This window comes from Streptomyces sp. CBMA152 (assembly GCF_014596475.1).
Classification (GTDB): domain Bacteria; phylum Actinomycetota; class Actinomycetes; order Streptomycetales; family Streptomycetaceae; genus Streptomyces.
Window position 1 is genome coordinate 410,069 of the sequence record NZ_MECJ01000028.1, and the last position, 18,630, is coordinate 428,698.

General features: G+C 71.8%; 18 protein-coding genes. 6 read left to right on the plus strand and 12 right to left on the minus strand.

What is annotated here, in order from left to right; translation table 11 throughout:
* The first annotated feature begins 20 nt into the window (after positions 1-20).
* Genes BG418_RS25380 through BG418_RS25390 form a run of 3 tightly spaced genes read left to right on the plus strand, consistent with a single transcriptional unit; the run spans position 21 to position 1,692 of the window.
* Positions 21-527 carry a carboxymuconolactone decarboxylase family protein gene (locus BG418_RS25380; RefSeq protein WP_317453754.1) on the plus strand — a complete coding sequence of 169 codons (507 nt, stop codon included), beginning with the start codon at positions 21-23 and terminating at the stop codon, positions 525-527.
* Positions 524-973, plus strand: a complete 450-nt coding sequence (locus tag BG418_RS25385; protein ID WP_188276285.1) for a carboxymuconolactone decarboxylase family protein — start codon at positions 524-526, stop codon at positions 971-973. The genes BG418_RS25380 and BG418_RS25385 overlap by 4 nt, the downstream gene beginning before the upstream one ends.
* A complete protein-coding gene (locus tag BG418_RS25390; RefSeq protein WP_188276286.1) occupies positions 961-1,692 on the plus strand; it encodes an isocitrate lyase/phosphoenolpyruvate mutase family protein in 732 nt (243 codons plus the stop codon). The genes BG418_RS25385 and BG418_RS25390 overlap by 13 nt, the downstream gene beginning before the upstream one ends.
* 18 nt (positions 1,693-1,710) lie before the next feature.
* Here the strand turns inward: BG418_RS25390 and BG418_RS25395 are convergent, their stop codons facing one another.
* The 7 genes from BG418_RS25395 to BG418_RS25425 form a co-directional block, all read right to left on the minus strand.
* Positions 1,711-2,724: a hypothetical protein gene (locus tag BG418_RS25395; RefSeq protein WP_188276287.1), complete on the minus strand. Its 1,014-nt coding sequence runs from the start codon at positions 2,722-2,724 to the stop codon at positions 1,711-1,713.
* A gap of 3 nt (positions 2,725-2,727) precedes the next feature.
* Entirely contained in the window at positions 2,728-3,108 is a 381-nt protein-coding gene (locus tag BG418_RS25400; protein ID WP_188276288.1) for a hypothetical protein, read from the minus strand.
* Complete coding sequence (locus BG418_RS25405; RefSeq protein WP_223185362.1) at positions 3,095-4,792, minus strand: hypothetical protein; 1,698 nt, start codon at positions 4,790-4,792, stop codon at positions 3,095-3,097. Before BG418_RS25405 ends, BG418_RS25400 begins: the two co-directional genes overlap by 14 nt.
* Before the next feature lie 195 nt (positions 4,793-4,987).
* The gene (locus BG418_RS25410) at positions 4,988-5,977 is read right to left on the minus strand and encodes a malate dehydrogenase (RefSeq protein ID WP_188276289.1); all 990 of its coding nucleotides are present in this window, start codon (positions 5,975-5,977) and stop codon (positions 4,988-4,990) included.
* Positions 5,978-6,192: 215 nt separating this feature from the next.
* A complete protein-coding gene (locus tag BG418_RS25415) occupies positions 6,193-7,227 on the minus strand; it encodes an XRE family transcriptional regulator (RefSeq protein WP_188276290.1) in 1,035 nt (344 codons plus the stop codon).
* Between the two features lie 341 nt (positions 7,228-7,568).
* Positions 7,569-8,279 (minus strand): DUF3017 domain-containing protein, encoded by a 711-nt coding sequence (locus tag BG418_RS25420; protein WP_188276291.1) that lies wholly within the window; start codon positions 8,277-8,279, stop codon positions 7,569-7,571.
* Positions 8,280-8,313: 34 nt separating this feature from the next.
* Positions 8,314-9,174, minus strand: coding sequence for a bifunctional methylenetetrahydrofolate dehydrogenase/methenyltetrahydrofolate cyclohydrolase (locus BG418_RS25425; RefSeq protein WP_188276292.1), 861 nt, complete (start codon positions 9,172-9,174; stop codon positions 8,314-8,316).
* Between the two features lie 205 nt (positions 9,175-9,379).
* On the opposite strand from BG418_RS25425, the gene BG418_RS25430 reads away from it, so the two are divergent.
* Positions 9,380-10,000, plus strand: a complete 621-nt coding sequence (locus tag BG418_RS25430; RefSeq protein WP_188276293.1) for a hypothetical protein — start codon at positions 9,380-9,382, stop codon at positions 9,998-10,000.
* 144 nt (positions 10,001-10,144) lie between these two features.
* On the opposite strand, the gene purH is transcribed toward BG418_RS25430, so the two are convergent.
* Both purH and purN read right to left on the minus strand, forming a co-directional pair.
* Positions 10,145-11,701: a bifunctional phosphoribosylaminoimidazolecarboxamide formyltransferase/IMP cyclohydrolase gene (gene purH / locus BG418_RS25435; protein WP_188276294.1), complete on the minus strand. Its 1,557-nt coding sequence runs from the start codon at positions 11,699-11,701 to the stop codon at positions 10,145-10,147.
* Positions 11,698-12,333, minus strand: a complete 636-nt coding sequence (gene purN, locus BG418_RS25440; protein WP_188276295.1) for a phosphoribosylglycinamide formyltransferase — start codon at positions 12,331-12,333, stop codon at positions 11,698-11,700. Before purN ends, purH begins: the two co-directional genes overlap by 4 nt.
* A gap of 358 nt (positions 12,334-12,691) precedes the next feature.
* Between purN and BG418_RS25445 the strand changes: the two genes are divergently transcribed.
* Complete coding sequence (locus BG418_RS25445; protein WP_188276296.1) at positions 12,692-13,504, plus strand: hypothetical protein; 813 nt, start codon at positions 12,692-12,694, stop codon at positions 13,502-13,504.
* Positions 13,505-13,616: 112 nt separating this feature from the next.
* On the opposite strand, the gene BG418_RS25450 is transcribed toward BG418_RS25445, so the two are convergent.
* A complete protein-coding gene (locus BG418_RS25450; protein WP_223185363.1) occupies positions 13,617-15,296 on the minus strand; it encodes a DUF6350 family protein in 1,680 nt (559 codons plus the stop codon).
* A 149-nt stretch (positions 15,297-15,445) separates the two neighbouring features.
* On the opposite strand from BG418_RS25450, the gene BG418_RS25455 reads away from it, so the two are divergent.
* Positions 15,446-16,378, plus strand: coding sequence for a DNA-directed RNA polymerase sigma-70 factor (locus BG418_RS25455; protein ID WP_188276297.1), 933 nt, complete (start codon positions 15,446-15,448; stop codon positions 16,376-16,378).
* Positions 16,379-16,468: 90 nt separating this feature from the next.
* Here BG418_RS25455 and sucD read toward each other — a convergent pair whose 3' ends face one another.
* Positions 16,469-17,353, minus strand: a complete 885-nt coding sequence (sucD, locus tag BG418_RS25460; RefSeq protein ID WP_188276298.1) for a succinate--CoA ligase subunit alpha — start codon at positions 17,351-17,353, stop codon at positions 16,469-16,471.
* A 21-nt stretch (positions 17,354-17,374) separates the two neighbouring features.
* A complete protein-coding gene (gene sucC / locus BG418_RS25465; RefSeq protein ID WP_188276299.1) occupies positions 17,375-18,553 on the minus strand; it encodes an ADP-forming succinate--CoA ligase subunit beta in 1,179 nt (392 codons plus the stop codon).
* Between the last annotated feature and the right edge of the window lie 77 nt (positions 18,554-18,630).

Consider the following 18,630-nt stretch of genomic DNA (forward strand, 5'->3'; position numbering starts at 1 on the left):
CGACGGAAATGGGACATACCGTGAGCGACGCGAACGACAGCGGGTCCGGCTCCTACGCGGCCGAGCACAGCCCCCGGCTGCACTGGGCCAAGGCCGCCCCCGAGGTCTACAAGGCCATGGTCAAGCTGGACGCGGCGGCCGGGCGCGGGGTCGACCCGGTGATCCACGAGCTGGTCAAGATCCGCGCATCCCAGCTCAACCACTGCGCCTTCTGCCTGGACATGCACACCAAGGACGCGCTGGCGGCGGGCGAGTCGGTCGAGCGGATCGTGCAGCTCAACGCGTGGGAGGAGTCGCAGCACTTCTACACCGCCAAGGAGCTCGCGGCGATCGAGCTGACCGAGGCGATCACCGTACTCACCGACGGCTTCGTCCCCGACGACGTGTACGCGCGCGCCGCCCGCCACTTCGACGAGACCGAGCTCGGCCACCTCATCGCCGCGATCACCGTGATCAACGCCTGGAACCGCTTCGGCGTCACCACGCGTATGGTCCCGGGCCACTACACCCCGGGGATGTACAAGTGACCGCGCGCGGCTGGCAGGTTCCGCAGGAGGTCTATGTGGCACTCGCGGGAGTCAGCGCGGCCGCCAAGAAGGAGCTGGACCCCACGCTCGCGGAGCTGGTCATGGTCCGCGCCTCCCAGCTCAACCACTGCGCCTTCTGCCTGGACATGCACCTCGACCTCGCCCGCAGGCACGGCGAGACCGAGGGACGGCTCGATCTCGTCGCGGCCTGGCAGGAGGCCGGGGACCGCTTCAGCGAGCGTGAGCGCGCGGCCCTCGCCCTCACCGAGGGCATAACGATCCTGACCGAGGGATACGTTCCCGACGATCTGTACCAGCAGGCCGCCAAGTACTTCGACGCGTCCGAACTCGCCCATCTCATCGCCGCGATCATCGCCATCAACAGCTGGAACCGGCTGATGGTGGCCCGCCGCACCGCACCCGGAGAGACCGAATGGCACAGCTGACCCCCGTCGCCGCCTTCCGCGCCCTGCACCACGGGCGCGCCCCGGGCGATCCGCTGATCCTGCCCGGGCCGTGGGACGCCGCCAGCGCCCGCGTCTTCGAGGAGGCGGGCTTCCCCGCACTCGCCACGCCGAGCGCGGGCGTTGCCGCCTCGCTCGGGTACGCGGACGGCGAGACGCCCGGCGACGAGATGTTCGCGGCGGTCACCCGGATCGTGCGGGCCGTGTCCGTACCGGTCTCGGCGGACGTCGAGCGCGGCTACGGCCTGTCCCCCAAGGAGCTCGTGGCCCGGATCCTGGAGACCGGCGCGGTGGGCTGCAACCTGGAGGACTCCGAGTTCGGCGCGCTGGTCGACCCGGCGCGCCACGCCGACTGGCTGGCGGAGGTGCGCGCGGAGGCCGGGGACCGGCTCTTCATCAACGCGCGCGTGGACACGTACATCATGGGCGTCCAGGACCTCGACGCGACCATCGCGCGGGCGCGCGCGTATGTGACGGCGGGCGCGGACGGCGTCTACCCGTACGGGGCGCCCGCCGAGCATCTGCCGAAGATCGCGGCCGCCGTGCCGGCCCCGGTCAACCAGGTCGCCAAGACCGACGGCCCGACCCCGCGCCGCCTGGGCGAACTGGGCGCGGCCCGCGTCACGTTCGGCCCCGGACTCCAGGGCCGGGCGATGAACGCGGTACGGGACATCGCCCAGCAGCTGCGCACCGGCGGCTGACCACACCCGGCCCGGCGCTCAGCGCGGTGTGAACGCGTCGAGCGCCGCGTTCAGGACCGCCGTCAGCGCGGACCCGTCGGCGGTGGGCCCGGAGACCAGGACCGTGTACGGGACCCCGTTCGCGGCGACGAAGGCACGGGCGACGCCCTGGACGCGTACGCCCGTACTGGTCCGGTCGTACGCGTAGACCAGCTCGGCCTCGTCCGCTCTGGTCACCTCGGTCATCCGGCGCAGGCTGATCTGCTGGTACCCGGGGTTCGCGGCAAGGTCGCCCGAGGTGATGCTGAGCGCGTTGTACGGGGTGATGCCCGGTTCCGTCAGGCGGTAGATCTGGAGCAGATCCGCCTGGTCGGGCGAGCGGTACAGCGCGCTGCCGCGCTCCTGCATGCGGGTCCAGCCGTCGTGTACGGCGACGCTCCAGCCGAGGGTGTCGTTCACCAGGTGGTAGCCGCCCGGCACGGGGACGGTGGCCGGGGAGGCGGACGGGCTCTGGGTCGGTTCGCTGGTGGAGCCGTAGGTGCCGGTGTCGGTGGGTTCGGCCGTCGAGCCGTACGTGGGGCCGACCGTGGGCGTATCGCTCGGGGTGCCCGTCGGCGTGTCCGTCGTACCGTCCTGCGGCGCGGACTGCGACGCCGAGGCCGACGAGACCGCGCCGGATCCCGAACCGCCGTCCCTGCCCCACAACATCCAGCCGCCGACCGCGCCGCCCGCGAGCACCACGGCCGCCACGGCCGCGACCACCAGCCGCTGCCGCTGCCTTTGCCGCTGCCGCCAGGCCGGGTCGGCGGGGGCGTAGGGCGAGTACACCGGCTCCCTCGGCAGCTCGTACCCGGCCTGCGTCTCGCCCTCGTACGCATACGAAGGCGACTCGTACGACGGTGTCTCGTGCGGCGGGACCGGCGGGCCGAACGCAGGTGGTGCCGGGGGCGGCGGGGGTACCGGCGCGCCATAGCGGCGGGGCGGGGGTTCGCCCTGCTCCCAGCTCTGTGTCTCGTCGTTCCAGTGGGCGCCGCCACCACCTCGTGCGCTCATGGCTCAGCCGCCCAGGAGCTCGGCGAGCGCGCGGCCGACCGTCGCCGCCGAGGTGAGCAGGCCCGTCAGGCCCTCCGCCTCGGTGAGCGCGCGGCGCAGCCGGGCCAGTCTGCCCGGGCCCGCCGCGCCCGTCGACGCGATCTCCTCCTCGGTGTCGGCCGCCGCCGCGTCCAGCTCCCGGGTGCGGTCGGTGGCGACCGCGCGGGCGAGGTCGGCTCTCAACTCCCGCACCGCGTCCAGCAGTTCGGCCTGTGCCGGATCGGCGGCCGGTACGCCGTGGTGGCTGGTCACCGTGTTGTGGTCGCCGATGGCCATCGCGCCCACCACGCTGCCGATGCTGATGCCCTGCTTGCCGTCCCGCTTGTGCCCGTCATCCCTCGCCACGGCCGCCGCCTCCCGTTCCCGTTCTGGACGTTCTGTTGACCACGGTGTTGCGGTCGCCGATGGCGATGGCGCCCTTCGCGGTCTCAATGAACGTGGCCCCCTCGGCGACGTTCACGATCTTCTGCACGAACTCGTCCGTCTCCCAGCCCGCCTCCTGGAGCGCGAGCCGTACGCCGTTGGCCACCCGGTCCTGAATGGACTTCAGATAGCGGCTGACGTCCATCTCCTGGAAGAGGGAGGCGTCGTTGTCGGAGCCCAGCTCGCGCACCGACCTGACGGGCCCTTCCGGCAGCGCCCGGCCGTAGCCGCCGGTGGCCAGGCGCCACAGCGAGACCGCGCTCCGCCACAGCGCGAGCACCGCGTGCCCGGCGGCGGCCGGGGTGTTCCCCACCGCCCAGGCGGCCTTGCCGAAGCTGTTGTTGTGCCGGTGGCGGTGGGCGGCGAGGTCGGCGTCCTGGAAGAGCCGCTTCACCGGGCGCAGCACATGCGGGGCGACCTCCAGCATCAGCATCCCGCCCTGGGTGTGGACCCGTACGAAGACCGTCGTGACGATCTCCTCGCCCCAGCCGCCGACCCGGATCCGCAGGAAGTGCCGCCGGGTCTCGCCGCCCTCCTCGATGGCGCGCGAGCGGTGCTCCTCGAACTGCCGTGTGGTGTACGGCGCGTCGGCGCGCGACGGCAGGCCGGTCACCGGCAGGAAGACGATCTCGTCGAGCTCCAGGTCGCGCAGCCGGTCGCGGACGGCTGCCGCCAGCTCCGGCGAGCCGTGCGGGGACGGGACGCGCAGCGCCTCCAGGAGCGGGACGACGCGGCGCAGGATCGCGCTGTTGTCGAGCGGTTCGGGCTCGCGGTCGCGGTTCGGGCGCAGTTCGACGGAGAGGGACCACGGCTCGTACGGCTGTCCGGCGCCGCAGAACGGCTGGGTCACGTGGTAGAGCACCAGCGGCGCGTGCTGCTCGGCCCGGATGCGCGCGGCCAGGCGCTGGAAGCGGTGACCGTCCGCCGCCTCGGCCGGGTCGGCCGCGACCTCGGGGAAGCGGGGTCTGGAGAGCTCCTCGGTGAGCGATCTGGCGAACTGGCCACGCTGCATGGCGACGGCCCAGGCGAGCAGGAGCGGCAGCACCAGCGCACACCACGACTGGAGGCGGTCGTCGCCCCCCGGTCCGCTGCCGAACGAGCCGGCCACTCCGGAGAGGTCCACCGAACCGCCTGTCAGCGCGGGCCGGAGCAGCGAGAACAGCGCCCACAGGTAGAGCACCCACCCGATCAGGCGCACGTACCAGCCAGCGATCCTGCGGTACCAGACGGGCCGCTCCTGCGGACCCCGGATCCAGCCCGCCACGGTGAACAGCGCGAACGCCGGCAGATAGAGCAGGATCAGCCACTGGGTGAGCGGCACCGCCACGATCCACAGCAGCACGATCGCGGCCGACCAGCCGAGCTCGATACGCCGGGCGCGCAGCGCGTGGGCGAGCACGCGCGCCGCGTCGATGCCGAGCGAGGGGGCGGCGATGCGCTCCTCGTGGACGTACAGCTCGTCGATGACCGCGTCCCGGAACACCGCGTCCTGATAGGCACCCGCGCACAGCAGCCGGGTGGCCTCGCTGGACCCCGGCGCCTTCGGGTCGATGTCCCCGCGACGGCCGGACGGACCGGGCTGCCGGGGAATGTAGGTCTGCGTCAACGGTCCCCCCGATGAGCGAACTGACCGCGCCCGCAGGCGAGTTGCCTGTGACGAAGGCCACAGCGTAGAGGAGGGTTGACCTCCGTGTCGTACGCCAAAAAGACCACCCCCGGCGGCCTGGTGAGGCTGCCGGGGGTGGTGTTACCGCTGGGGGTGCGGGACTCAAATAAAGCCAAGCTGACGGACCGCGTCGACTCAGATGAGGCCGAGCTCGCGCACCGCGTCGCGCTCTTCCTTGAGCTCCTGCACGGACGCGTCGATGCGGGCGCGCGAGAAGTCGTTGATCTCAAGGCCCTGGACGATCTCGTACTGGCCGTCCTTGACGGTGACCGGGAAGGACGAGATGAGGCCCTCGGGGACGCCGTAGGAGCCGTCCGACGGGATGCCCATCGAGGTCCAGTTGCCCTCGGCGGTGCCGTTGACCCACGTGTGGACGTGGTCGATGGCCGCGTTGGCGGCGGAGGCGGCCGAGGACGCGCCACGGGCCTCGATGATCGCGGCGCCGCGCTTGGCGACGGTCGGGATGAAGTCGTCGGCGAGCCACTGCTCGTCGTTGACCAGCTCGGCCGCGTTCTTGCCGCCGACCGTGGCGTGGAAGATGTCCGGGTACTGGGTGGCCGAGTGGTTGCCCCAGATCGTCAGACGCTGGATGTCCGAGACGGCGGCGCCCGTCTTCTTCGCCAGCTGCGAGATCGCGCGGTTGTGGTCCAGACGGGTCATCGCGGTGAACCGCTCGGCCGGTACGTCCGGGGCCGCGGCCTGCGCGATGAGCGCGTTGGTGTTGGCCGGGTTGCCGACGACGAGGACCTTGATGTCGTCCGCGGCGTTGTCGTTGATCGCCTTGCCCTGCGGCTTGAAGATGCCGCCGTTGGCGGAGAGCAGGTCGCCGCGCTCCATGCCCTTGGTGCGCGGGCGGGCGCCCACGAGGAGGGCCACGTTGGCGCCGTCGAACGCGACGTTCGGGTCGTCGGTGATGTCGATGCCGCGCAGCAGCGGGAAGGCGCAGTCGTCGAGCTCCATGGCGGTGCCCTCGGCGGCCTTCAGGCCCTGCGGGATCTCCAGGAGACGGAGCTTGACCGGCACGTCCGCGCCGAGCAGGTGACCGGAGGCGATACGGAAGAGCAGCGCGTAGCCGATCTGTCCGGCCGCGCCGGTGACGGTGACATTCACGGGAGTGCGGGTCATGGCGATCTCCGTTGAGAACAGCAGGTGGTGGGGGTTGTGCCCCTGGTTCCGGCTATCTCTTCACGTCAAGGTCCCGCTCGGGCCCCGACATGATCCCGAACTGAATCTTGACGTGAAGAGATATCCAGCGGTCAGGCTATCCGACACCGGCCGCCGCCAACCCCCACCCCCCTGTGGGACGCCTCACCCCGTGTTGCGCACGTGTCCCGTACGGCTCACTGGTGAACCGTGCAGCCCTTCTTGCCGGAGACGAGCGTGGCGCACGCCTTGGCCGCCGTCGGGCCGTCGACCGCGAGCATCTTGGTGTACGCCTCCTTGTCGGCGCCCACCGTCCCGCTGCCGCCCGCCGTGGTGGCCGTGCTGATCTGCACCTTGTCGCCGGGCGCGCCCTGCTGGATACGGGCCCAGGCGGCCCCGCAGGTCTGGCTGTAGCGGACCTGGACGAGGGTGGCGCCGACCTTCGCGGACGACACCGTCTTGGCGAACGCACCGCCGCAGCCCATCAGTTCGGGATCCTGGCCGGTGCAGCTGCCCTGGGTGCACTTCACGCCCGCCGGGAGCGACGGCGTGACGGAGGCGCTGGGCGTCGCCGTGGGGGTCGCCGCCGCCTTGTCGTCGCCGGAGCCACCCAGATCGGTGAGCAGGAAGGCCGCCGCGATGACGAGCAGGGCGCCGACGACGCCCGCCGCGAACATGAGCAGCCTGCGCCGCCCGCCCGTGCCGCCGGATCCGCCGGGCCCCTGGTCGGGGCGGCGCAGCGGTATGCCCTTGCCGCGGATCTTGCCCGGGTCGATCAGGGGCGGCGCTCCGAGACCGGCCGACGGGGACGCCGTCGGCAGCGACTCGGCGGGGCGCCGGTCGGGAGCCGCCGGGGCGACCGGGGACGTCTGCGGACCGCCGGGAACCGGGCCGAACTCGCCGAGCGCCGCGCGCGCCTGGGAGATCCGGATCTGCTCCATCGTCATGTCGTGCCGCATCTCGGAGCGGCTCCAGGCGCGCTCCGCGAGCTCCCACATGGTGGTCAGATGGAGGGGGTTGGTGCCGGTCACCTCGGCGAGCGCGACGATCGCCCCCTTGGGCGCGAGCAGCCGCCCGCCCAGATACCGCTCCCACGAGGTCTTGCTGTAGCCGGTGCGGTCGGCGACCGCGGCGAGGCTGAGACCGCTGCGGTCCACGAGTCTGCGCAGCTGACTCGCGAACTCCCGCACCTGCGGGTCCAGTTCCTCCGGCAACGCCTTCCAACGCGGCATGTGCTCCCCCTGTCCCCCCATACGTACCCGATGTACCGCCGAGGCCCGATGCCGCCCCCGCCGCGCCCTTGGCCCCTGTTCCGCCCCCATCCTCCCATCGGCGGGAGATGCCGTCACCTACGCCCTTGTCGCACGTGGGACGGCTGTTGCGGGACGTACACACAGTTGCGGAACGGTCACCTCCGCGCCACAGCCCACCGGCTTCCCTTGTAGTGGGTTGGCGCGTGCATGACGCTTACACCACGGGGACGGACGGCGCCCGTCCTCCCACGGGGGAGAGGACGGGCGCCGTTCTGTTTCACGTCTTTACGCGGGGCACGTACGGGATGTTCAGCGGCGCGTCAGCGCACGGTGAAGCGGACCGCGTCCTCCAGGAACGGGATGTCCAGCCAGGGCCTCGGCTGCGCCACCAGGGCGAGCAGCACGATCAGCGTGCCCAGCACTCCGTATGTGGTGATGTCGGTGAACCGGGACCGGACCGCGAGCATGCCCACCGACGGCAGGATCCAGCGCAGCACCCCGCCCGCGAGCAGCGCAAGGCCGATGATGATCAGGCCGACGCGGAACAGGTCCACCGAGACGAGCAGCAGCCCGAGCCCGACCGACCCGAGCACGGCGAGCAGCGGCCACTGCCGCGCGGGCGCGGGCGAGTCCCCGGACGCCGCCCGCCCACCCCCCTCGGGCCGCGCGGTGTCCCGGGTGATGGAAGGGAACCGCCGGGACGCCTTACGGGGCGGGGGCGCGGCGACGGCGGTGCCGTTCGGCGACGGCTTGGCGCCGTTGAGGGACGGCGTGGTGCCGTTCACCGAGGTCTTGGCGCCGTTGACGGACGGCTTGGCACCGTTCGCGGACGGCGCGGCCCCGTTCGCCGACGCCTTGACCCCGTTCACGGACGGCTCCGTCCCGTTCACCGACGGCTCGGCGCCGTTCGGCGACGGCTCGGGGCCGCTCGTGGTGCTGCTCTTCGGGGGCGGCTGGGCGCCGTTCACCGGCGGGTGGGCGCGGTCGTCCGCGCCGGCGCCGCCGTCCCCCGTACTCGTCTCGGCGTCCATGCCTCGTGCTTCCTTCCGTCCGGCTCGCGGCGGCTCAGCTCGCGGCGGCGTTGCGCTCCGCCGCCTCGACGACGTTGACCAGCAGCTGGGCGCGGGTCATCGGGCCGACGCCCCCCGGGTTCGGGGAGATCCAGCCGGCCACCTCGGTCACGCCGGGGTGCACATCGCCGAGGATCTTGCCGTTCTCGTCGCGGCTGACGCCGACGTCGAGCACGGCCGCACCGGGCTTGACGTCCTCGGGCTTCACGAGGTGCGGCACACCGGCGGCGGCCACGATGATGTCGGCCCGGCGCAGGTGCCACGCCAGGTCGCGGGTACCGGTGTGGCACTGCGTCACCGTCGCGTTCTCCGAGCGGCGGGTCAGCAGCAGCGGCATCGGGCGCCCGATGGTGACGCCACGGCCGATCACCACGACCTCGGCCCCGTTGATCTCCACACCGTGCTTGCGCAGCAGCTGGATGATCCCGTACGGGGTGCACGGCAGCGGGCCCGGCTCGTTGAGCACCAGACGGCCGAGGTTGGTCGGGTGCAGCCCGTCCGCGTCCTTGGCCGGGTCCATCAGCGTCAGGATCCGGTTCTCGTCGATGCCCTTGGGCAGCGGGAGTTGGACGATGTAGCCGGTGCACTCCGGGTCCTCGTTGAGCTCCCGTACGACCGCCTCGATCTCCTCCTGCGTGGCGGTGGCGGGCAGTTCGCGCTGGATGGAGGCGATGCCGACCTCGGCGCAGTCGCGGTGCTTGCCCGCCACGTACTTCTGGCTGGCGGCGTCCTCACCGACCAGCACGGTGCCGAGACCGGGGTGGAACCCCCGCTCCTTGAGGGCCGCCACGCGGACGGCCAGATCGGACTTGATCGCTGCGGCGGTGGCCTTGCCATCGAGAATCTGGGCGGTCATGTTTCCCATTCTTCCAGGGCGACTGATGATCGCCCAAGTTGCACTCGCACAACACATCCAGCATCCGGCTGGACAAACTTATGTCTTGTTTAGAACGATGATCCGAGCAGTACCGCGGGCAGTGCCGGGGGGCGAACCGCTCACGGACCAGCTTTCCTCCGCTCGGGCCGCGACGTCCCCGCACCATCAACGGAGGAACTCCGCCATGAGCTTCGGCGACCCGAACAACCCGTACGGCCAGGCGCCGCCGCCCCCGCAGGCGCCCCCGGCCGGCTACGGCTACCCGGCGGCCCCGCCGCAGCAGCCGTACGGCTACCCGCCGCAGCCCGCGTACCCGGGTTACCCGGGCGGCGCCATGATGCCGCAGCCGCAGATGCCGGGCCTGATGCAGACCGCGCGGGTGTTCCTGTTCATCGTGGCGGCCGTCCAGGCGCTCGCCGGCATCGGCATCCTGTTCGTCGCGGCCGCGGCCAACGACGTGTCCAACAAGTCGGACAGCACCTTCGGCAGCACGCCCTTCGGGGACATAGGGCACGCCGCCGCCGGCATCCTCTTCGTGTTCGCCATCTTCTTCCTCGGCCTGACCGCCCTGTCGATCACGCTCGGCGTACGGCTCTCCAAGGGCGCCCAGGGCGTCCGTATCACGACGATGATCTACGGCATCCTGGGCGCCGTCGTCGGCCTGCTCGCCCTGATCGGCGCCGCGAACAGCCACTCCTCGGGTGCCCTGGTCTGGGCGATCCTGTGGATCACCTTCGGCGGCATCATGGCGGCCGCGATGATGACCCGGGACGGCGCGGCCTGGTTCAACCGCCCGCGTTACTGACCCACTTCGCCCCGGCGAACGAAGGCCGCACCCCGCACAGGGGGTGCGGCCTTCGTTCTGCCCGATGGGTGGTGCCTTTTAGGGGCGCGGGGAACTGCGCGACAAGCCACGCACGGTCCGCACCGGAAAGACGCCACACCCCACTCAGTGGAAGAAGTGCCGCGTACCCGTGAAGTACATCGTCACGCCCGCCTTGGCCGCAGCCTCGACGACCAGCTCGTCCCGCACGGACCCACCCGGCTGAACAACGGCCCGAACGCCCGCGGCGGTCAGAATCTCCAGCCCGTCAGGGAACGGGAAGAACGCGTCCGAGGCAGCGTACGAGCCTCGCGCCCGCTCCTCACCAGCCCGCTCCACCGCAAGCTTCGCGGAGTCGACCCGGTTGACCTGCCCCATCCCGACACCGACGGACGCACCACCCTTCGCGAGCAGAATCGCGTTGGACTTCACAGCCCGGCACGCCTTCCAGGCAAACGCGAGCTCGGCCAACTCCGAAGCGGACAGCGCCGATCCCGTGGCCAGCGTCCAGTTCGAAGGGTCGTCACCGTCGGCCTGGAACATGTCCGTCTGCTGGAGCACGGCGCCGCCGGAGACCGGCTTGAGGTCGCCGGGCTGGTGCGGGGTGCCGTCGACCTTCAGTACGCGGATGTTCTTCTTGCGCGCCAGGACCTCGACCGCGCCGTCCTCGTACGAAGGCGCCGCGATCACCTCGGTGAAGATCTCCGCGACCTGCTCGGCCAGCTCGACCGTCACCGGGCGGTTGACGGCGATGACGCCGCCGAACGCGGAGAGCGGGTCGCAGGCGTGCGCCTTGCGGTGCGCCTCGGCGAGGTCCGTGCCGATCGCGATGCCGCACGGGTTGGCGTGCTTGATGATCGCGACACAGGGCTCGTCGTGGTCGTAGGCGGCGCGACGGGCGGCCTCGGTGTCCACGTAGTTGTTGAAGGACATCTCCTTGCCGTGCAGCTGCTCGGCGTTGGCGATGCCGCCGGGCTGACCGTCGGTGTAGAGGGCCGCAGCCTGGTGCGGGTTCTCGCCGTAGCGCAGGGTCGACTTGCGCTCCCAGGTCCCGCCGAGGAACTGCGGCAGTACGGCGCCGTCCTCGGGCGCGTACACATTGGTCATCCAGGAGGCGACGGCCACGTCGTACGCGGCCGTGTGCTGAAACGCTTCGGCGGCCAGGTGCTTACGGGCGTCGAGGTCGAACCCGCCGTTCTTGACCGCCGCGAGCACGTCCGCGTACCGCTCGGGGCTGGTGACGACGGCCACCGACGGGTGGTTCTTGGCGGCGGCGCGGACCATCGAGGGCCCGCCGATGTCGATCTGCTCGACGCACTCGTCCGGGGAGGCGCCCGAGGCGACGGTCTCCTTGAACGGGTACAGGTTGACCACGACGAGCTGGAACGGCTCGACGCCGAGCTCCGCCAGCTGCTCGCGGTGCGAGTCCAGGCGCAGATCGGCGAGGATCCCGGCGTGCACGCGCGGGTGCAGCGTCTTGACCCGGCCGTCCAGGCACTCGGGGAAGCCGGTCAGCTCCTCGACCTTGGTGACGGGCACCCCGGCGGCCGCGATGCGCCCGGCCGTCGACCCGGTGGAGACGAGCTCGACACCGGCCTCGTGCAGCCCGCGTGCCAGGTCCTCCAGCCCGCTCTTGTCGTAGACGCTGATCAGCGCGCGACGGATCTCCCGCTTGCTACTCACGGCAACAGAACCTTTCGTCCCTCAATGCGATAGCCGTCGCGGGCCAGCCGCCCCACGACGTCGACGAGCAGCGTTCGCTCGACTTCCTTGATGCGCTCGTGGAGCGCGTCCTCCGTGTCGTCCGGCCGGACCTCGACCACGCCCTGGGCGATGATCGGGCCGGTGTCGACGCCGTCGTCGACGAAGTGGACGGTGCATCCGGTCACCTTGGCGCCGTACGCGAGCGCGTCACGGACGCCGTGGGCGCCGGGAAAACTGGGCAGCAGGGCGGGGTGCGTGTTGACCACCCGCCCGCCGAACCGGGCGAGGAACTCCTTGCCCACGATCTTCATGAACCCCGCCGAGACGACGAGGTCGGGCTCGTACGCGGCGGTGGCCTCGGTGAGCGCGCGGTCCCAGGCGTAGCGGGTGGGATGGTCCTTCACCCGGCAGACGAAGGTGGCGAGCCCGGCGCGCTCGGCCCGCTCCAGACCGGCGATGTTGTCGCGGTCGGCGCCCACGGCCACGATCCGCGCGCCGTAGCCGTCCGGATCGGCCTCGATGGCGTCGAGGAGGGCCTGCAGATTCGTACCGGACCCGGAGACCAGCACGACAAGGCGGGCCGGAGCGGCGGAAGGGGGCGGGGAGGCCACGGCTGGGCCCTTTCTCGCGGTGCGGGGTGCAGCGTGCTGATGCGTGGGTGGAGCTCGGTGGTGCGGGGTGGGGTGGGCGGTGCGGGTGCGCGGCCCACCTTTGTATGGTCGTACGAACGAGTCGCACCCCTCGATACGGGGAACCCTACGAATGCGCCGACCGTCAGCAACGATACCGGCACACCGAACCGCCCCCACGGGACGGGGGCAGGCCCGGCAGGTAGCGTCTGGGGAGGCGCCGTCCCAGGACGGCACCGCGACGACGACAAGAGCAGTACGTGACGAGCAGAACGTGCTCGGCGAATGCTCGACGAATGCGACCCCCTGGCCCGGGGTCCGAGGGGAAGACGTTCACCAGATGCCGGACCGACGCGACCAGCCGTTCGCAGAACGCCAGTCCCCCGCGACGACGGATTCGACGGACCCGAGCCAGTCGGGAGACGAGAAGCCGCGCGGCGGGACATCCGGGGACGCGCCCGCCGACGACAATCCGTTCGCGCCGCCGCCGGAGGGGCGCCCGGACCAGCCCTGGCGCCCGCGCCACCCGTCGGGATCGTCGCCGCAGGGCGACTCGCCGTGGGGGCCCGGGACGCCGCCGCAGGGCTCCTCGCAGTGGGGCAGCCAGTGGAGCAGCCGTCAGCCGGGCCCCGGCAAGGGCGGCTTCGGCAACCGTCCCGACGACCCGGAGCGCGGCCCCGGCCAGAAGCCCCCGCAGGGGCAGGTCCCGCGCTGGGACCCGACCGACGTGTACCAGCGGCGGGCGCGTTACGCGCTGCTCGCGGGCATGTGGGCGTTCTTCTTCGCCCTGTTCGACATGATGGAGATCTCGCTGCTGCTCGGCTCGCTGGCGCTGTACTGGGCGATCAGCTCGCTGCGGGCGAAGCCCAAGGCGCCGGAGAACGCGGCGACGGCTGCCCGGGCGGGGTCGGCCGCGACCCCGCCGCCCCCGGCGCCCCCTGGGCCGCCTGCCAAGCCGCAGACGACTGCCGCCGTGACGGGGCTGGTGACTGCGGTTCTGTCGCTGTCCATCGTGGCGGCGACGTTCACGATGCAGATCGTGTACCGGGACTACTACACGTGCGTGGACGACGCCCTGACCAAGACCGGGTCGCTGTCCTGCAATGACCTGCTGCCCAAGCCGTTGCGGCCGGTGTTCGGGGTGAAGGAGTAGCCCCGAGCCGGGTGGGGTGTGGTGTTTTCGGCTGCGGACCGTGGGGGCTGGTCGCGCAGTTCCCCGCGCCCCTAAACGTGCGGGGGAACGTAGCTCACTGCCACTAAGCCGCTTAGCCGGAGGCCGGGGGTTCGCCCTCGGCCTCCGGCTCTGTTTCAGCCTCGGGCTCTGTTTCGGGCTCCGGCTCTGTTTCGGGCTCCGGCTCGATCTCAGGCTCGGCCTCTGACGCCACCTCCACCTCAGCCTCGGGCTCGGGCTCAGCCTCGGGCTCAGAAACCGGTTCCGGCACCACCGGCGCCGCCGCGATCTCCGGCATCAAGCCCCCCGAGGCCTCCCTCAGTGCCGCCCAGCGGGCCTCCCGCGCGCCCGTGTCGTGCCACGTGCCCACCGGTAGGAAGTCGTACGGCACTACGTCCTCGTCGACCACAGCCTCCGCCTCCGGCTTGCGGCGACGCCAGGTGAGGCGCGAACGCCAATCCCGTACCGGCGACGCGTCCGGCACCACCCCCCGCAGCCACCACCACCGCAGCATCAGCGCCAACGGCACGCCCACCGCCGTCCCCCACAGCAGTGCCGCCCCGCCCGTGCGCCACCACACCGGGCCCAGGGCCGCCAGGCGCTGGGTGCCCAGGGGGCCGCCCGACAGCGCGGCCAGTACCGCCATCGCGGCCCCGCACACCGCCGCCCCGTACACCGTCACCAGCGCCGTCCGCCGCTTTCCCCACGCCTCCTCGCCCGTCGCCGCCCGGGCCGTCCACCAGCCGACCACCGCCCCGGCCAGCACGGGAAGCGCCAGCACCGACCAGGTCAGCCAGTTCCCCCGGGCCTCCTGGGGCACCGCGCTCAGCAGCGGGAAGTGCGGCACCGCCGGTGTCCCGGCGATCCCGAGCGGCGTCGCCACCGCGCCCGTGCCGAGCAGGAACCCGGGCCCGAGCCCGTACGCCGCCCCCCACACCGCCGCGTTCGGCAGCAGCGCCAGCGCGACGAGCAGCACCGCGAGCCGCCCCGACCAGTCCCCCGCCAGCCGTACGAACGTGTCCTGGGCCGCGCCCACATGCCACGCGAGCGCCGTCCCGGCGAGCAGCGCCCCGCCCGCGAGCAGCACCCCGGCCCCCGCGCCCCCGGCCCGTACGGCCGTACTCGTACGACGGTCCGCGGCCACCTCGCGTACGACATCGGGCACCCACGTGGGCAGCGGGCCGCGCGGGCGGCCGCACGCCGTCCAGAATCCGGCGGCCGCCGCGCCCGTGGCCACGAGCAGGAGGTGCAGTACGGCGCTGAGGGGCGCGGCGGGCAGCGGGCCGCCGGACGCGTATACGGCCGCAGCCCCGCCCACCAGCAGATATCCGCAGGTCACCGCCGCGAACGCACCCCACGCGTGGGCCGCGCCCGGTCGGTGGTCGACGGCCTCGTCGTCGTCCTCGTACGCGAACTCCTCCTCGTACGACAGCGCGTCCCGCGCCGCCCGGTGCACCAGGCACACCGGAAGCCACATCAGCAGCAGCGGCACCACGCCTACCGGAGCGGGCACGCCGCTGAGGGTGTCGGGGCGGACCAGGAGGGTTCCATGGGCGAGCAGCCACAGCCCGGCGGCCGCGCGCAGCGCGCCACCCGGGCCGCTGTCGGGGTACGGCGAGCTGATCCACACCACCGTCACCAGCACGGCGAGCGCGCCGAGTCCGAGCCCGGCCGCCATCGCCCCGCGTACGAGGCAGGTGGCGAACACGGACGAGCGGCCCCGGGCCGCCGGCAACGTCAGGCCGCGATCGGTCACTTGTGTCACGGCCGCCATGCTCCCAACGACACGCGCTTTCTTCGCGTAACGGGAAAATGCCGCCGTGTCGCTCAATATACGTTTATGCGCTTTTCTGCCCGGGCAAGGCTGCGGGCGATACGTACGGCCGCCCCGGCGGCCTTCGCGGGGAGTCCTGGGAGCCCTTCATGACAGAGGAACAGTCCGCCGAGGCGAAGCCTGTCGAGGCGCAGGCCGTTGAGGCTCAGGCTGTCGACGTCCAGGCCGTCGAGGTGCCGCCTGCCGAGGCGCCGCGCGTCACTCCCGTCGAAGCCTTCGACGCCCTGTACGCCGCCGCCGCGACCCCTCTCGTCCAGCAGGCGTATCTGCTCACCGGGCGGACGCGGCTGGCGCGCGCGTCGGTGGAGCACGCCTTCCGCCTCGCCTGGCAGCGCTGGCCCGAGGTCGCCACCGACGCCGACCCGGTGGGGTGGGTGCGCGCGGCGGCGCACGAGCACGCGATCTCCCCCTGGCACCGGTTCCGCCGCGCGTACAAGCACCCCGACCATCCTCCGGCCGACCCCGAGCAGCGCGTGCTGCTCACCGCGCTGCTCGCCCTGCCGCCCTCGTACCGCCGGACGATCCTGCTCTACGACGGCCTGGGCCTGGATCTGCCGGAGACCGCCGCCGAGACCGAGGCGAGCACCCCGGCCGCCGCGAGCCGGGTGATCAACGCCCGGGAGGCGGTCGCGTTTCGGGTGCCGGAGCTGGCCGCGGCCATGAGCGAGGAGGCGCGATCGGCGCTGCTGCGCGAGCGCATCGGCGAGCTCGCCCTCACCGGGCCGCGCGCGGCGCCCCGGCTGCCCGGCCCCGGACGCCTGCGCACCAAGGGCGAGCGCGGCAACCGCCTGCGCACCCGCGCCGCCTTCACCCTCACCGCCGTCGTGGTCGGCGCGACCGCCTTCACCCTGAGCACCGCGCCGACCCGCTACATCGCGCCGGTCTCCCCGAGCCAGCGCGTCGGCGGCGTACCGCTCTACAGCGGTCCGCAGCGGCTCAGCGCGGAGAACACCGAGCTCCACCACAAGCTCCTCGACGAGCCCGCCCACGGCCCGGAACGCCTCGTTCCGGACTTCCGCTGAGGCGTTCCCGGCGTACAGCAAAGCGCGTGGGCCCGCGCCCCCTGTTCAGGGGCGCGGGCCCACGCGCTTACAGCTCTACGTACCCGAAGGTCAGCCCGCGAGGATCTCGCGCGCCAGCTTGGCCGTCTCGGTCGGCGTCTTGCCGACCTTGACGCCCGCGGCCTCCAGGGCCTCCTTCTTGGCCTGGGCCGTGCCGGAGGAGCCGGAGACGATGGCGCCGGCGTGGCCCATGGTCTTGCCCTCGGGCGCGGTGAAGCCCGCCACGTAGCCGACGACCGGCTTCGTCACGTTGGCCTTGATGAAGTCGGCCGCGCGCTCCTCGGCGTCGCCGCCGATCTCACCGATCATGACGATCAGGTCGGTGTCGGGGTCGGCCTCGAACGCGGCGAGCGCGTCGATGTGCGTGGTGCCGATGACCGGGTCGCCACCGATGCCGACGGCGGACGAGAAGCCGATGTCACGGAGCTCGTACATCATCTGGTACGTCAGCGTGCCGGACTTCGAGACCAAGCCGATACGGCCCGGCTTGGTGATGTCGCCCGGGATGATGCCGGCGTTGGACTGGCCCGGCGTGATCAGACCGGGGCAGTTCGGGCCGATGATGCGGGTCTTGTTGCCCTTGGCCTTCGCGTACGCCCAGAAGGCGGCGGAGTCGTGCACCGCGATGCCCTCGGTGATGACGACGGCGAGCGGGATCTCGGCGTCGATCGCCTCGACCACGGCGGCCTTGGCGAACGCCGGCGGCACGAAGAGGACGGACACGTTGGCGCCGGTCTTCTCCATCGCCTCGGCGACCGAGCCGAAGACCGGGATCTCGTGACCGTCGATGTCGACGGACGTGCCGGCCTTGCGCGGGTTGACACCGCCGACGATGTTGCTGCCGTCGGCGAGCATGAGCTTGGTGTGCTTCATGCCCGTGGCACCGGTCATGCCCTGGACGATGACCTTGCTGTCCTTGTTGAGGAAGATAGCCATGGCTCTGGTTTCCCTCGTCCCTTACTTCGCAGCCGCGAGCTCGGCGGCCTTGTCGGCCGCGCCGTCCATGGTGTCCACGCGCTGGACCAGCGGGTGGTTCGCGTCCGACAGGATCTTGCGACCCAGCTCCGCGTTGTTGCCGTCGAGACGCACGACCAGCGGCTTGGTGACCTCTTCGCCCTTGTCGGCGAGGAGCTGCAGCGCCTGGACGATGCCGTTGGCGACCTCGTCGCAGGCGGTGATGCCACCGAAGACGTTGACGAACACGGACTTGACGTCCGCGTCGCCGAGGATGATCTCCAGGCCGTTCGCCATCACCTGGGCGGACGCGCCGCCACCGATGTCGAGGAAGTTGGCCGGCTTCACGCCGCCGTGGTTCTCACCGGCGTACGCGACGACGTCCAGGGTGCTCATGACGAGACCCGCGCCGTTGCCGATGATGCCGACCTCGCCGTCGAGCTTGACGTAGTTGAGGCCCTTGGCCTTGGCGGCGGCCTCAAGGGGGTTGGCCGCGGCCTTGTCCTCGAGCGCCTCGTGCTCCGGCTGACGGAACTCGGCGTTCTCGTCGAGCGAGACCTTGCCGTCCAGGGCCAGGATGCGGCCGTCCTTGGTCTTCACCAGCGGGTTGACCTCGACGAGGAGCGCGTCCTCGGCGACGAAGGTCTTCCACAGCGTGACCATCGCCTCGGCGACGCCCTCGGCCACCTCGGCCGGGAACTTCGCCTGGGCCACGATCTCGCGGGCCTTCTCGATGTTCACGCCTTCGACGGCGTTGACCGGGACCTTCGCGAGGGCCTCGGGGGTCTTCTCCGCGACCTCCTCGATGTCCATGCCGCCCTGCACCGAGGCCATGGCCAGGAAGGTGCGGTTGGTGCGGTCGAGGAGGTACGAGACGTAGTACTCCGCCTCGATCTCCGGGGACAGCTCGGCGATCATCACCTTGTGGACCGTGTGGCCCTTGATGTCCATGCCGAGGATGTCCGTCGCACGGGCGACGGCCTCGTCGGGGTTCGCCGCCAGCTTCACGCCGCCGGCCTTGCCTCGGCCACCGACCTTCACCTGTGCCTTGACGACCGACTTGCCGCCCAGTCGCTCGGTGGCCTCGCGCGCCGCCTCAGGCGTGTCGATGACTTCACCGGCCAGCACCGGTACACCGTGCTTGGCGAAGAGGTCCCTCGCCTGGTACTCGAACAGGTCCACGCGCGTCCGTCCCTTTTCAGTGGTCTCGCGGTTCGTTTTCTGCGTGGGCGTGCCGCGAAGGGCAACGTGACGGCGCT